The 12,364-nt window shown below is 67.5% G+C and carries 13 protein-coding genes; 7 read left to right on the forward strand and 6 right to left on the reverse strand.

Features of this window, described 5'->3' with window-relative positions; genetic code table 11:
- Positions 1-40: 40 nt before the first annotated feature.
- The 3 genes from OG963_RS23435 to OG963_RS23445 form a co-directional block, all read right to left on the reverse strand.
- Positions 41-1,072, reverse strand: a complete 1,032-nt coding sequence (locus OG963_RS23435; RefSeq protein ID WP_030930544.1) for an alanine racemase — start codon at positions 1,070-1,072, stop codon at positions 41-43.
- Positions 1,073-1,205: 133 nt separating this feature from the next.
- Positions 1,206-2,324: a peptidoglycan bridge formation glycyltransferase FemA/FemB family protein gene (locus OG963_RS23440; protein ID WP_030930547.1), complete on the reverse strand. Its 1,119-nt coding sequence runs from the start codon at positions 2,322-2,324 to the stop codon at positions 1,206-1,208.
- 210 nt (positions 2,325-2,534) lie between these two features.
- Entirely contained in the window at positions 2,535-2,849 is a 315-nt protein-coding gene (locus tag OG963_RS23445; RefSeq protein WP_030930550.1) for a hypothetical protein, read from the reverse strand.
- 278 nt (positions 2,850-3,127) lie between these two features.
- On the opposite strand from OG963_RS23445, the gene rpsF reads away from it, so the two are divergent.
- The 4 genes from rpsF to rplI all read left to right on the forward strand — a co-directional run bounded on the left by rpsF (position 3,128) and on the right by rplI (position 4,852).
- The gene (gene rpsF / locus OG963_RS23450) at positions 3,128-3,418 is read left to right on the forward strand and encodes a 30S ribosomal protein S6 (RefSeq protein ID WP_030930552.1); all 291 of its coding nucleotides are present in this window, start codon (positions 3,128-3,130) and stop codon (positions 3,416-3,418) included.
- Positions 3,419-3,492: 74 nt separating this feature from the next.
- On the forward strand, positions 3,493-4,107 hold the full coding sequence (locus tag OG963_RS23455; RefSeq protein ID WP_030930554.1) for a single-stranded DNA-binding protein: 615 nt from the start codon (positions 3,493-3,495) through the stop codon (positions 4,105-4,107).
- A 43-nt stretch (positions 4,108-4,150) separates the two neighbouring features.
- Complete coding sequence (rpsR, locus tag OG963_RS23460) at positions 4,151-4,387, forward strand: 30S ribosomal protein S18 (RefSeq protein WP_003967857.1); 237 nt, start codon at positions 4,151-4,153, stop codon at positions 4,385-4,387.
- 18 nt (positions 4,388-4,405) lie between these two features.
- On the forward strand, positions 4,406-4,852 hold the full coding sequence (gene rplI, locus OG963_RS23465; RefSeq protein ID WP_030930556.1) for a 50S ribosomal protein L9: 447 nt from the start codon (positions 4,406-4,408) through the stop codon (positions 4,850-4,852).
- A gap of 105 nt (positions 4,853-4,957) precedes the next feature.
- On the opposite strand, the gene OG963_RS23470 is transcribed toward rplI, so the two are convergent.
- On the reverse strand, positions 4,958-6,295 hold the full coding sequence (locus tag OG963_RS23470) for an MATE family efflux transporter (protein ID WP_030930558.1): 1,338 nt from the start codon (positions 6,293-6,295) through the stop codon (positions 4,958-4,960).
- 459 nt (positions 6,296-6,754) lie between these two features.
- Between OG963_RS23470 and dnaB the strand changes: the two genes are divergently transcribed.
- Complete coding sequence (gene dnaB, locus OG963_RS23475; protein ID WP_030930560.1) at positions 6,755-8,233, forward strand: replicative DNA helicase; 1,479 nt, start codon at positions 6,755-6,757, stop codon at positions 8,231-8,233.
- 127 nt (positions 8,234-8,360) lie between these two features.
- Here dnaB and OG963_RS23480 read toward each other — a convergent pair whose 3' ends face one another.
- A complete protein-coding gene (locus OG963_RS23480) occupies positions 8,361-8,951 on the reverse strand; it encodes a TetR/AcrR family transcriptional regulator (RefSeq protein WP_093930978.1) in 591 nt (196 codons plus the stop codon).
- Positions 8,952-9,067: 116 nt separating this feature from the next.
- Here OG963_RS23480 and OG963_RS23485 point away from each other — a divergent pair, with 116 nt between their 5' ends.
- Together OG963_RS23485 and OG963_RS23490 are read left to right on the forward strand one after the other, a co-directional pair.
- Positions 9,068-9,652, forward strand: coding sequence for a dihydrofolate reductase family protein (locus tag OG963_RS23485; protein WP_093773864.1), 585 nt, complete (start codon positions 9,068-9,070; stop codon positions 9,650-9,652).
- Positions 9,653-9,716: 64 nt separating this feature from the next.
- Positions 9,717-11,099, forward strand: a complete 1,383-nt coding sequence (locus OG963_RS23490) for a serine hydrolase domain-containing protein (RefSeq protein WP_371799410.1) — start codon at positions 9,717-9,719, stop codon at positions 11,097-11,099.
- 94 nt (positions 11,100-11,193) lie between these two features.
- On the opposite strand, the gene OG963_RS23495 is transcribed toward OG963_RS23490, so the two are convergent.
- Complete coding sequence (locus OG963_RS23495; RefSeq protein ID WP_093773868.1) at positions 11,194-12,357, reverse strand: winged helix DNA-binding domain-containing protein; 1,164 nt, start codon at positions 12,355-12,357, stop codon at positions 11,194-11,196.
- Positions 12,358-12,364: the final 7 nt, after the last annotated feature.

Consider the following 12,364-nt stretch of genomic DNA (forward strand, 5'->3'; position numbering starts at 1 on the left):
CCCTGGCCTCAACGGTCGTTCTGCCGGCCGGCCCACCGCCTCAGCGGTCGACGAGGCGGTCGAACTGGGTGGTCGTGTGGCGCAGATGGGCGACCAGTTCGTCCCCGACCTTCGGCTCCGGCGCATCCGAAGGCACGAACAGGATCGACACCTGCATGTGCGGCGGCTCGGCGAACCAGCGCTGCTTGCCCGCCCAGACGAACGGCGACAGGTTGCGGTTGACCGTGGCCAGGCCGGCGCGGGCGACGCCCTTCGCCCGCGGCATCACGCCGTGCAGGGCCTTCGGAGCCTCCAGGCCCACGCCGTGCGACGTACCTCCGGCGACGACCACCAGCCAGCCGTCGGAGGCGGCTCTCTGCTGGCGGTAGCCGAACCGGTCGCCCTTGACGACACGTGTGACGTCGAGGACGGAGCCCCGGTACTCAGTCGCGTCGTGGTCGCCGAGCCACAGCCGCGTGCCGATGCGGGCGCGGAAGCGGGTCTGCGGGAACTGCTGCTGCAGCCGGGCCAGTTCCTCGGCACGCAGATGGCTGACGAACATGGTGTGCAGCGGCAGCCGGGCCGCCCGCAGGCGGTCCATCCAGCCGATGACCTCCTCGACCGCGTCCGAGCCGTCCGTCCGGTCCAGCGGCAGGTGCAGGGCAAAACCCTCGAGGCGTACGTCCTCGATGGCGGCGTGCAACTGCCCCAGCTCCTCCTCCTTGACGCCGTGACGCTTCATCGAGCTCATGCACTCGATGACGACCCGGGCCCCGACCAGCGCGTGCACACCGTCCACGGAGGACACGGACCGGATGACGCGGTCGGGCAGCGGCACCGGCTCCTCGCCCCGCCGGAACGGGGTGAGCACCAGCAGATCGCCGCTGAACCAGTCCTTTATGCGGGCCGCCTCATAGGTGGTGCCGACGGCCAGGGTGTCGGAGCCGAAGCGGATCGCCTCGTCGGCGAGCCGCTCGTGGCCGAAGCCGTATCCGTTGCCCTTGCAGACCGGGACGAGTCCGGGGAACTGGTCGAGCACGGATTTCTGGTGCGCCCGCCAGCGCGCGGTGTCGACGTAGAGGGAGAGCGCCATGGCCGGTCCGGAACCTTTCTGGTGGCTGCGGTGTATCAGAGGTGTGCGGAGCTTGATGAAGTGCCTGAGATTGTCGGCTTGCCTTCCGGCATGCCTGCTGAAGCACCTATTCAAACGAATGAAGCCGTTTTCGTCAGCGGCGCGACATGTACATATCGAGAGCCTTGTGGAGCAGCTTGTTGAGCGGGAAGTCCCACTCGCCGACGTACTCGACGGCTTCGCCGCCCGTGCCGACCTTGAACTGGATCAGGCCGAAGAGGTGGTCCGTCTCGTCGAGCGAGTCGCTGATGCCACGAAGGTCGTAGACGGTCGCGCCCATCGCGTACGAGTCGCGCAGCATGCGCCACTGCATCGCGTTCGAGGGCCGGACCTCGCGCCCGATGTTGTCGGATGCGCCGTACGAGTACCAGACGTGGCCACCGACGACGAGCATCGTCGCCGCCGACAGGTTCACGCCGTTGTGCCGCGCGAAATAGAGCCGCATGCGGTTGGGGTCCTCGGAGTTGAGCACCGTCCACATGCGCTGGAAGTAGGAGAGCGGGCGCGGCCGGAAGTGGTCGCGGACCGCGGTGATCTCGTACAGCCGCTGCCATTCCGCGAGGTCCTCGTAACTGCCCTGGACGACCTCGACACCGGCCTTCTCGGCCTTCTTGATGTTGCGGCGCCACAGCTGGTTGAAGCCCTTGAGAACGTCTTCGAGCGACCGGTTGGCCAGCGGGACCTGGAAGACATAGCGCGGCTGTACGTCACCGAATCCGGCGCCGCCGTCCTCGCCCTGCTGCCAGCCCATCTTCCTCAGCCGGTCGGCGACTTCGAAGGCGCGAGGCTCGATGTGGGTGGCCTCGACATCGCGCAGACGCTTCACGTCGGGGTCCTGGATACCGGACTTGATGGCGGTCGAGTCCCAGCGACGGATGACGACCGGCGGGCCCATCTTCACGGAGAAGGCACCCTGCTGCTTGAGATGCGCCAGCATCGGCTGCAGCCAGTCGTCCAGGTTCGGGGCGTACCAGTTGATGACCGGGCCCTCAGGGAGGTACGCGAGATACCTCTTGATCTTGGGGAGCTGGCGGTACAGGACCAGGCCGGCGCCCACCAACTCGCCGCTCTTGTCGAACCATCCCAGATTCTCCGAGCGCCATTCGGTCTTCACATCAGCCCACGCCGGGACCTGGCAGTGACTGGCCGAAGGCAGACTCTGGATGTACGCCAGATGCTGCTCTCGGCTGATGGTCCTCAGGGTCAGGCTCATGTCGGGGCGCTCCTCGGCAGGTGTGTCCCCATCGGTCAGGGGCTCCGGCTCTCGCGCCGAAGCCTACTGCGACCGGGGAGCGCCCCGTCTGGCCCTATGGGACCTTGCCGACCCGGTGGAACCCGGCAGCCCGGTCCACCGGGACCTGGACGGCCCCTTGGTGTGGACCGGCGCCGGGTCCCGGTGCGTTCGGCCGGGTCCGGGCCGGAGTCAGCCGATCACACCGCCGAAGAGGCCTCCATGGGCCATGCCCAGGAAGAATCCGATGGCGGACGCACCCATGCCGAGGATCAGCGGGAACCTCTCGCGCGTGGTCACCGAGATGTACTGCCCGTACGCACCCGTCAGGATCCCGAGGAGTCCGGCCCACGAGCTGATCAGATGCAGACTGTGGAACATCGCCGTCACGAAGGCGAGAAGGCCGAGAACGACGGTCACCGCCATCAGGGTGTCCTGGAGCGGATGGGGCCTGCCGTCCGTGGCCAGCAGGGAAACGGCAGGGCGGGTTCGCGTTGTCTGTGCCATGGAGTACCTCCTGGCCGAAAGGCGGCGCATGGTGTCGCCGCTCACACCCGATGTGTACAGATTGCGTCTCCTGAGCACCGGATTTCAACCGGAAGCCGGTGTGCGGGTACTCTGTACGGTCTGCACCGGTGTCTGCCCAGGCCAGCACAGCAGCCCCTCTCGATGGAGGGCGTTGTCAGTGTCGGCTGTTTTACTCGGAGACACTGTTGCTTTACGCATCACGACCCTCCTGCCACGGAACGACCGTGGCCGCTGAGTCCAAAGGAGGTGGGTTCCACATGCGTCACTACGAGGTGATGGTCATCCTCGACCCCGATCTCGAGGAGCGCGCTGTCTCCCCGCTGATCGAGAACTTCCTCTCCGTCGTCCGTGAGGGCAACGGAAAGGTTGAGAAGGTCGACACCTGGGGCCGTCGTCGTCTCGCTTACGAGATCAAGAAGAAGCCCGAGGGCATCTACTCGGTCATCGATCTGCAGGCCGAGCCTGCGATCGTCAAGGAGCTCGACCGCCAGATGAACCTGAACGAGTCGGTCCTCCGGACCAAGGTCCTCCGTCCCGAGATCCACTGAGCATCTAGCTCAGCGGTCATCGGGTTCGAGTAGCAGCAAGCAGCCAGAAGCAATCCCCGCCGAGAGGTTCACCCATGGCAGGCGAGACCGTCATCACGGTCGTCGGCAATCTCGTCGACGACCCCGAGCTGCGCTTCACCCCGTCCGGTGCGGCGGTCGCGAAGTTCCGTGTCGCGTCCACTCCCCGCATCTTCGACCGGCAGACCAATGAGTGGAAGGACGGCGAAGGCCTGTTCCTCACCTGCTCGGTCTGGCGGCAGGCGGCGGAGAACGTCGCCGAGTCGCTTCAGCGAGGCATGCGCGTTGTCGTGCAGGGCCGGCTGAAGCAGCGGTCGTACGAAGACCGCGAAGGCGTGAAGCGCACGGTCTACGAGCTGGACGTCGAGGAAGTCGGCCCCAGCCTCAAGAGCGCCACGGCCAAGGTCACCAAGACCACCGGTCGCGGTGGCCAGGGCGGCCAGGGTGGCTACGGCGGTGGCCAGCAGGGCGGCGGCAACTGGGGCGGCGGTCCCAGTGGCGGTGGCCAGCAGGGCGGCGGCGGTGCTCCCGCCGACGACCCGTGGGCCACCAGCGCGCCGGCCGGCGGCCAGCAGGGCGGGGGTCAGCAGGGCGGCGGAGGCGGTTGGGGCGGAAGCTCCGGCGGTTCCGGCGGTTCTGGTGGCGGCTACTCGGACGAGCCTCCCTTCTAGGGCAGCTCGTACCCCCACTTCTTGATCACACAGGAGAAACACCATGGCGAAGCCGCCTGTGCGCAAGCCTAAGAAGAAGGTCTGCGCGTTCTGCAAGGACAAGACCCAGTACGTGGACTACAAGGACACGAACATGCTGCGGAAGTTCATTTCCGACCGCGGCAAGATCCGTGCCCGCCGCGTCACCGGCAACTGCACGCAGCACCAGCGTGACGTCGCCACGGCAGTCAAGAACAGCCGTGAGATGGCGCTGCTGCCCTACACGTCCACCGCGCGATAAGGGAAGGGTGACCGAATAATGAAGATCATCCTCACCCACGAGGTCTCCGGCCTCGGCACTGCCGGCGACGTCGTCGACGTCAAGGACGGGTACGCCCGTAACTACCTGGTTCCGCGTGGCTTTGCCATCCGCTGGACCAAGGGTGGCGAGAAGGACGTGGCGCAGATCCGCCGCGCCCGCAAGATCCACGAGATCGCGACGATCGAGCAGGCCAACGAGGTCAAGGCCAAGCTCGAGGCCGTGAAGGTCCGTCTGGCTGTTCGCTCCGGCGACGCCGGCCGCCTCTTCGGCTCCGTCACCCCGGCCGACATCGCCTCGGCGATCAAGGCTGCCGGTGGCCCGGACGTCGACAAGCGTCGCGTCGAGCTCGGCTCGCCGATCAAGACGCTCGGCGGACACCAGGTGTCCGTGCGTCTGCACCCCGAGGTTGCGGCGAAGCTCGGCATCGAGGTCGTTGCTGCCTAAGGGCAGAGCTCACCAGAGCAGGTGAGGGGCCGCACTCCATGGGAGTGCGGCCCCTCGTCGTTTCACGTGAAACAGGCTCGGTGGCCGGTGGTCAGCGGCCGGTGGTCAGCGGGTGGCCCCGGTGACGATCCACTTGCCCGAACGGGTCCGCAGCCAGAGCGTCAGCATGCGGACCGTCATCATCAGGGCCATCGCCCACCACAGAGCCGTCAGCCCCCCGCCGACCGTGGGAACGAGCAGGGCGACCGGGGCGAAGACGGTCAGGGTGATCAGCATGGCCCAGGCGAGGTAGCGGCCGTCCCCGGCGCCCATGAGTACACCGTCCAGGATGAAGACCACGCCGGCGATCGGCTGGGAAAGCGCCACCACCAGCAAGGCTGGGACGAGTGTGTCCTGGACCGCCCCGTCGCCGGTGAAGAGCGGGATGAACAGGGGCCTGGCGAGCACGATCAGTGCCCCGAGGACCACACCCGAAGCGATGCCCCACTGGACCATGCGACGGCATGCCTCACGTGCGCCCTGGGTGTCATCGGCTCCCAGATACCGGCCGATGATGGCCTGCCCGGCGATGGCTATGGCATCGAGGGCGAAAGCCATCAGGCTCCACAACGAGAGGATGATCTGGTGGGCGGCGATGTCGGTGTCGCCGAGGCGTGCGGCGACGGCGGTGGCGATCATCAGTACGGCACGGAGCGACAGGGTGCGGACCAGGAGAGGGGCGCCGGCCTGTGCGCTGGCCCTGATTCCTGTCGCGTCGGGGCGCAGCGAGGCCCCGTGCCGACGCGCGCCCCGTACCACCACGATCAGATAGGCGGCAGCCATCCCGAACTGGGCGATCACCGTGCCCCAGGCTGATCCGGCGATGCCGAGCCCGGCGCCGTAGACAAGACCCGCGTTGAGGGCGCCGTTGGCCGCGAAGCCGCCGATGGCGACGTAGAGCGGGGTTCTGGTGTCCTGCAGGCCGCGGAGTACGCCGGTCGCGGCCATCACGATGAGCATGGCAGGGATACCGAGACTGGATATCCGCAGATAGGTGGTGGCGTACGGGGCGGCGGTGTCGGAGGCGCCGAAGATCTCGACGAGCCAAGGGGCCGAGGGGAGCGTCACGGCTATGACGGCGACACCGAGGAGCAGAGCCAGCCAGATGCCGTCCATGCCCTGCCGGATCGCGGAGGCAAGATCACCCGCCCCTACCCGCCGTGCAACCGCTGCCGTGGTGGCGTACGCGAGGAAGACGAAGATGCTGACGGCGGTGGTGAGGAGTGCCGCCGCGACCCCCAGACCGGCCAGTTGCGGTGTGCCCAGATGGCCGACGATGGCGCTGTCGACCATCACGAAGAGGGGCTCGGCGACGAGTGCGCCGAAGGCGGGGACAGCGAGCGCGATGATCTCGCGATCATGCCGTCGACGGCTGGAGTGCGAGGTCACCGGAGCCAGGGTCATGGGCGCAAATCTAACCTTCCACAGGTAACGGATGCAAGGTGATAGTGGTCCTTACATTTGTCGGTGCGTCGTGTTCTTCTGCGCGTGGTTTGCCGTGATCTTGTGCCGAGTCTGAAAGTTTTTCTCCCCCACAGCCCGTGGATGGAGAAAAGGCAGGTCAGGACCGTGTTCATGGTGGCGTTATGAGTTTGTCCACAGTGCTGTCCCCCGCTCCGTGCACAGGTTCTGCGGAGTTCTCCACAGCATCTGGTCCGTCGTCCACATGCCCTGTGGATAACCAGATTGGCTGACGGTGCCGGGCCGCCTACCGTGGACCGGCGCCCACACCCCGTTTCAGCCCTGGAATCCCACAGATCTCGACGTGATGGAACCGGAGTCGAGCGTCTCGATTGTCGGTGCTGTGCCGTAAGAAGGAGTGGCACGGCGAGGGTCCGCGGAGCGGACGGGAGGAGGTGGCCGGTGAGTATTCCCGAGCCTTTGGACGACCCCTGGACCGACACCGGTCCCAGTGACCGTCTGCCTGTTTCCCGCCAGCGTCGCGGTGACAGCAGGGACCGTGGTGAGCAACACGACCGCGGCCGGGAGAGCAGCGGCTGGGACGGTGGATCGCCCGGCTTCGAACGCGTACCCCCGCAGGACCTCGACGCCGAGCAGTCGGTCCTCGGCGGCATGCTGCTGTCCAAGGACGCCATCGCCGACGTCGTGGAGATCATCAAGGGGCACGACTTCTACCGCCCCGCCCACGAGACCGTCTTCCAGGCGATCCTCGATCTCTATGCCAAGGGCGAGCCGGCCGACCCGATCACCGTCGCGGCCGAACTGGTCAAGCGCGGCGAGATCACCAAGGTGGGCGGTGCTCCCTATCTGCACACCCTCGTGCAGTCCGTGCCGACCGCGGCCAACGCCTCGTACTACGCGGAGATCGTCCACGAGCGGGCGGTCCTGCGGCGGCTCGTCGAGGCCGGCACGAAGATCACGCAGATGGGATACGCGGCCGACGGCGACGTCGACGAGATCGTCAACTCCGCGCAGGCCGAGATCTACGCCGTCACCGAGCAGCGCACCAGCGAGGACTATCTGCCGCTCGGCGACATCATGGAAGGCGCACTCGACGAGATCGAGGCGATCGGATCGCGCTCCGGTGAGATGACCGGTGTACCGACCGGCTTCACCGACTTCGACGCGCTGACGAACGGCCTGCACCCGGGCCAGATGATCGTCATCGCGGCACGTCCGGCCATGGGTAAGTCCACGCTGGCCCTGGACTTCGCCCGGGCCGCTTCGATCAAGCACAACCTGCCCAGCGTGATCTTCTCCCTCGAAATGGGGCGCAACGAGATCGCGATGCGTCTGCTGTCCGCCGAGGCGCGGGTGGCGCTGCACCACATGCGCTCGGGCACGATGACCGACGAGGACTGGACGCGGCTGGCCCGCCGGATGCCGGACGTCTCGGCCGCCCCGCTCTACATCGACGATTCGCCGAACCTGTCGATGATGGAGATCCGGGCGAAGTGTCGTCGGCTGAAGCAGCGGAACGACATCAAGCTGGTGATCATCGACTATCTGCAGCTGATGCAGTCCGGTGGTTCGAAGCGGGCGGAGAGCCGTCAGCAGGAAGTCTCGGACATGTCCCGAAACCTCAAGCTGCTGGCGAAGGAGCTGGAGCTGCCGGTCATCGCGCTGTCCCAGCTGAACCGTGGTCCTGAGCAGCGCACGGACAAGAAGCCGATGGTGTCCGACCTGCGTGAATCCGGCTCCATCGAGCAGGACGCCGACATGGTGATCCTGCTGCACCGCGAGGACGCGTACGAGAAGGAGTCCCCGCGAGCGGGCGAGGCGGACCTGATGGTGGCCAAGCACCGTAACGGTCCGACGGCGACGATCACCGTGGCGTTCCAGGGCCACTACTCACGCTTCGTGGACATGGCGCAGACCTGAGCCGTGCCCGGCGGATCATCGTCGGGTCCGTGACCTGGGTGGGTTCACGGTGGGCTGTGTGTGACGCACCTGGGGCTGGGATTGCGCGAGGGCAGCGCGGCCGTGCTTGCCGCGTTCGCCGACGTGGTCACTCCGCCGGGATGGTCCGCGTGACGATCGTCTCCACCAGCCGGTCCAGGTCGCGGTGGGCGGTGGCGCCGCCGGTGAGCATGCCGGGCAGGGTGAAGTGGTCCAGCAGCAGGCCCGTCATGGCGAGGTAGAGCACGAGGAAGGCGTCGGCGTCGCCCGGCAGACCGGCCTCCCGGTGGAAGCGGGCGTTCGCGTCCAGGTCCGCGCGAACCGTTCGGTTGAGGTGATCGAGGAGGGCCGGCCGGCGGGTGGCTTCCAGGCGTAGTTCCAGCATGGCGAGATAGCCGGTGCGGTCATCGGCCATGCGCTGCACCAGCCACTGCATCAGCTCGGTGACCAGATGGCGTGAGGGTGTCGGGCGCATGGCTTCCTCGACCCTGACCGGATCCGGTGTCATCCGGTCGGTGATCCGGGCGCCCGTCTGCAGGAACAGCTCGTCGCGACTGGCGAAGTAGTTGGACGACGTGCCCACAGGGACGCCTGCCCGTGCGTCGACCGCGCGGAAGGTGAGTCCTCGTGCGCCTTCGTGCGCCAGCACCTCGATGGCCGCGTCGACGAGCGCCGTCCTGCGCTCGGGGTTCCTGACCATGCGTATCTCCGTATCCATTGGCTCATCGGTGAAAAGGGATTGCTCAACCACTACATGTGAAGCACTATAAGCGTAGTGGTTGAGTCCTCTGCCAACCCTCACCGAACGGGGAACTCGTGCGAAAGCTGACCTACTTCATTGCCTGCTCCATCGACGGCTTCATCGGGGACCCGGGCGGCGACGCGTCGTCCATGTACCCGTTCGTGAACGAGGAGTTCATCGCGTTCCTCGCATCCCAGTATCCGGAGACGGTTGCGACCGAGGGCCGCCGACAACTCGGCTTTCACGATGCCGAGAATCAGAAGTTCGACACCGTTGTCCAGGGAAGGGCCAGCTATCAGCTGGCGCTGGACATGAACATCACCAGTCCGTATGCCCAGCTGCGTGAGTTCGTGGCCTCGCGGACCCTGAAGGAATCGCCCGACCCGAACGTCGAGCTCATCTCGGACGATGTGGTCGGCAGGGTGCGGGAACTCAAGGCGGAGGACAGCGAACTCGGGATCTGGCTCTGCGGCGGCTCACAGCTCGCGGGGGAGTTGCTCGACGAGATCGACGAGCTCGTGATCAAGACGTATCCGCTGGTCTACGGGTCAGGCATGCCGATGTTCGGATCGGAATTCGCGGCCACCGAGTTCGCGCTCGAGTCGGTGCGTGTCTTCGACAACGGGGTGCTGGTCAGGACGTACAGCCGCAAGCGTTGACCTCTTGGCCCGCATACCGCGAAATGGGGTCGCCACGGAGCGGCTGCGCCGGTACTTGTTGACCATGACCTACCACTCAGAAGAACTGCTTCCCGGCACGCAGCGCGCACTGCTGCACCGCATCGCCACCGCGCAGGCCGAGGGCCGCGCACCCTCACTCGTCGCCGCGGTGCAGCGTCGGGGCCGGGTCGTCTGGAGCGGCTCCCGCAGCTGCGTCGACGACCATTCCCCTGACGCCGATACGCAGTTCAGGATCGGATCCCTCACCAAGACCTTCACCGCCGTGCTGGTCCTGCGGCTGCGCGACGAGGGTCTGCTGGATCTCGACGACCCGTTGGAGAAGCATCTGCCGGGTACGGGCGTCGGCGGTGTCACCATCCTTCAGCTGCTCGGTCACAGTGCGGGACTGGCTGCTGAGTCGCCCGCACCCTGGTGGGAGCGGACGCCGGGCACCCTGCGTCCCGACCTCGCCGATGTACTCGGGGAGCAGACCCGGATGCATCCTCCGGGCCGGCGCCATCACTACTCCAACCCTGGCTACACCCTGCTCGGTGCGCTGATCGAGACGGTGCGCGGGGCATCCTGGGCGGAGGTGCTGGAGCGCGAGATTCTGGAGCCGCTGGGCATGAGCCGTACTTCCACCCAGCCGCAGGCGCCACACGCGGGCGGCTGGGCGGTGCACCCCTGGGCCGATGCCTTGCTGCCCGAACCTACCGAGGACCTCGGCCTGATGGCTCCGGCCGGGCAGCTCTGGTCCACGGCCACCGACATCCTCCGCTTCGCCTCCTTCCTTGCCGAGGGGGACGACCGGGTTCTCGGCGCCGCCTCGGTGGAGGAGATGCGCGTGCCGTCGGCGCCGCCCGAGTCCGGCGACTGGGAGGGAAATTACGGTCTCGGTCTGCAGGTCGTGCGCCAGGACGGGCGCACCCTTCTCGGGCACACCGGTTCACTGCCGGGCTTTCTGGCAGCGCTCTGGTTCAGCACCGAGGACGATGTGGCTGCGGTGGTGCTCACCAACACCACCTCGGGACTGTTCGTCGGTGAGGTCGCCGCAGACATCGTGGACATCGTCGCCGATGCCGAGCCCCGTATTCCGGAGCCCTGGCGCCCGCTGACCGAGGTCGACCCGGACCTCCTCGCCCTCACCGGTCCCTGGTACTGGGGGACGCGTCCGAACATCCTGCAGTTGACCGCGGACGGAGGGCTGACACTGCAGCCGCTGCGGGGCAGTGGTCGTGGCGCCCGGTTCGTCGCGCAGCCTGACGGCAGCTGGATCGGGCTGGACGGGTACTACGCCGGGGAGACGCTCCGCGTCGTCAGGGCGGGCGACGGCAGCGTGAGCCACCTCGACCTGGGGTCGTTCGTCTTCACGCGTGAACCGTACGACCCTGCATCGGCCGTCCCCGGTGGGGTGGACGCGGGGGGCTGGCGAGGCCTCGGCGGCTGAGTGTCACACGGTCACGGCTCTGTGCCGCGTCGGCGTCAGGTTTCACGTGAAACGCGACGCGTGGTGACCGATACAGGTCTCAGGCGCGGACCGCTCAGGCCGTCAACTCCCTTTCCAGTGGCGTACGGAAGCGCGGGGTGACCCGCGTTTCACCCACCCATCCCGACAGCCGGGACGCCTCCGCCTCGATCGCGGTGGTGGCCTCCCGGCCGGCGTCGGTCAACAGTCGCCACACCGGCTCACCGTCGGCGCGCTGAGCCCAGCCGCCCACGATCCGGCCGTTCCACCACACCGTCGGTCCGATGTTGCCGGCTCGGTCGAAGAGCGCCGTCCGGTACTCGGCCGGCAAGTGGAAGCCGCGATCGGCCCAGCCCATCGCGCTCGGGTCGAGGGCCGGGAGCAGCGCCGCCCAGGGTTCCAGGTCCGGTTCGAGCTCCATGTCCCCAGGCGATACCCAGCCTGTGGCGCCGTTGTCGAGCCGCACCTCCTCGGCTCCGGCGGCTTCCAGTGCCTGGCGTACCTGGCCGAGGCCCCAGCCCGTCCACCACTTCAGGTCGGCCTCGGTCGCGGGGCCGTACGAGCGGAGCCAGCGCAGGGCCAGTTCCGCCTGTGCCGCTGAGGTCTCCCGGGCGGGCCAGGGCTCGGCTGCCGTCCATCGGAACTGGCTGGATGTCCAGGAGCCACGTGGCCTGTCCCTGCGGATCAGACCGTCGGCCGCCATCACTCGTATGACGCGTGTGGCGACGCCCTGTACGGTCTCCTGCTTCTTGCCGGGAAAGACCGTGATCTTCGTGCGCAGCGCCGGCACGGCGGCGGACAGCTCACTGCCGGTTGCGGACCCACGAGCCGTCAGGGCGGCGAGAGTCTCCTCCTCCGTCTTGGCGAGCCAGTGCGCGTCCAGTCCGTTCCCGTCGTCCCGCAGGTGCTTGAGGAAGGTCCGGCGCTCCTTGGCGGCCACCACCCTGGCGTTCGACGCGTCGACGTACGGAGCGAGCCCGTGCGACACGGTGAAGAGGGTGTTGCGCATGGAGAGCAGCCGGACCAGCGAGACCTCCTCGTAGAGAGCTCGTTCCACCGTGCCGACGCTGGCCTCGGACAGCCGGGCGCAGACGGAGAGAAAGACCGTGGCCGCGTCGGTGGCGTGCAGTGCCACGACCGCGTCGGCCACGGACTCCGCGGACGCTGCCCGTACGGCGGGTGCCAGGAGATGGCGCCTGCCGAGCCTGGACCGGCGCTGTGCGTCGCTGATGCCGTGCACCGAGACC

It is taken from the genome of Streptomyces sp. NBC_01707, assembly GCF_041438805.1.
Lineage (GTDB): Bacteria > Actinomycetota > Actinomycetes > Streptomycetales > Streptomycetaceae > Streptomyces.

Coding starts and splice junctions, on each gene's coding strand:
- OG963_RS23490 (WP_371799410.1), top strand. CDS start 9,717: ATGACCTACCACTCAGAAGAACTGCTTCCCGGCACGCAGCGCGCACTG.
- OG963_RS23470 (WP_030930558.1), bottom strand. CDS start 6,295: ATGACCCTGGCTCCGGTGACCTCGCACTCCAGCCGTCGACGGCATGAT.
- OG963_RS23440 (WP_030930547.1), bottom strand. CDS start 2,324: ATGAGCCTGACCCTGAGGACCATCAGCCGAGAGCAGCATCTGGCGTAC.
- OG963_RS23455 (WP_030930554.1), top strand. CDS start 3,493: ATGGCAGGCGAGACCGTCATCACGGTCGTCGGCAATCTCGTCGACGAC.
- OG963_RS23445 (WP_030930550.1), bottom strand. CDS start 2,849: ATGGCACAGACAACGCGAACCCGCCCTGCCGTTTCCCTGCTGGCCACG.
- rpsF (WP_030930552.1), top strand. CDS start 3,128: ATGCGTCACTACGAGGTGATGGTCATCCTCGACCCCGATCTCGAGGAG.
- rpsR (WP_003967857.1), top strand. CDS start 4,151: ATGGCGAAGCCGCCTGTGCGCAAGCCTAAGAAGAAGGTCTGCGCGTTC.
- OG963_RS23435 (WP_030930544.1), bottom strand. CDS start 1,072: ATGGCGCTCTCCCTCTACGTCGACACCGCGCGCTGGCGGGCGCACCAG.
- OG963_RS23480 (WP_093930978.1), bottom strand. CDS start 8,951: ATGGTCAGGAACCCCGAGCGCAGGACGGCGCTCGTCGACGCGGCCATC.
- rplI (WP_030930556.1), top strand. CDS start 4,406: ATGAAGATCATCCTCACCCACGAGGTCTCCGGCCTCGGCACTGCCGGC.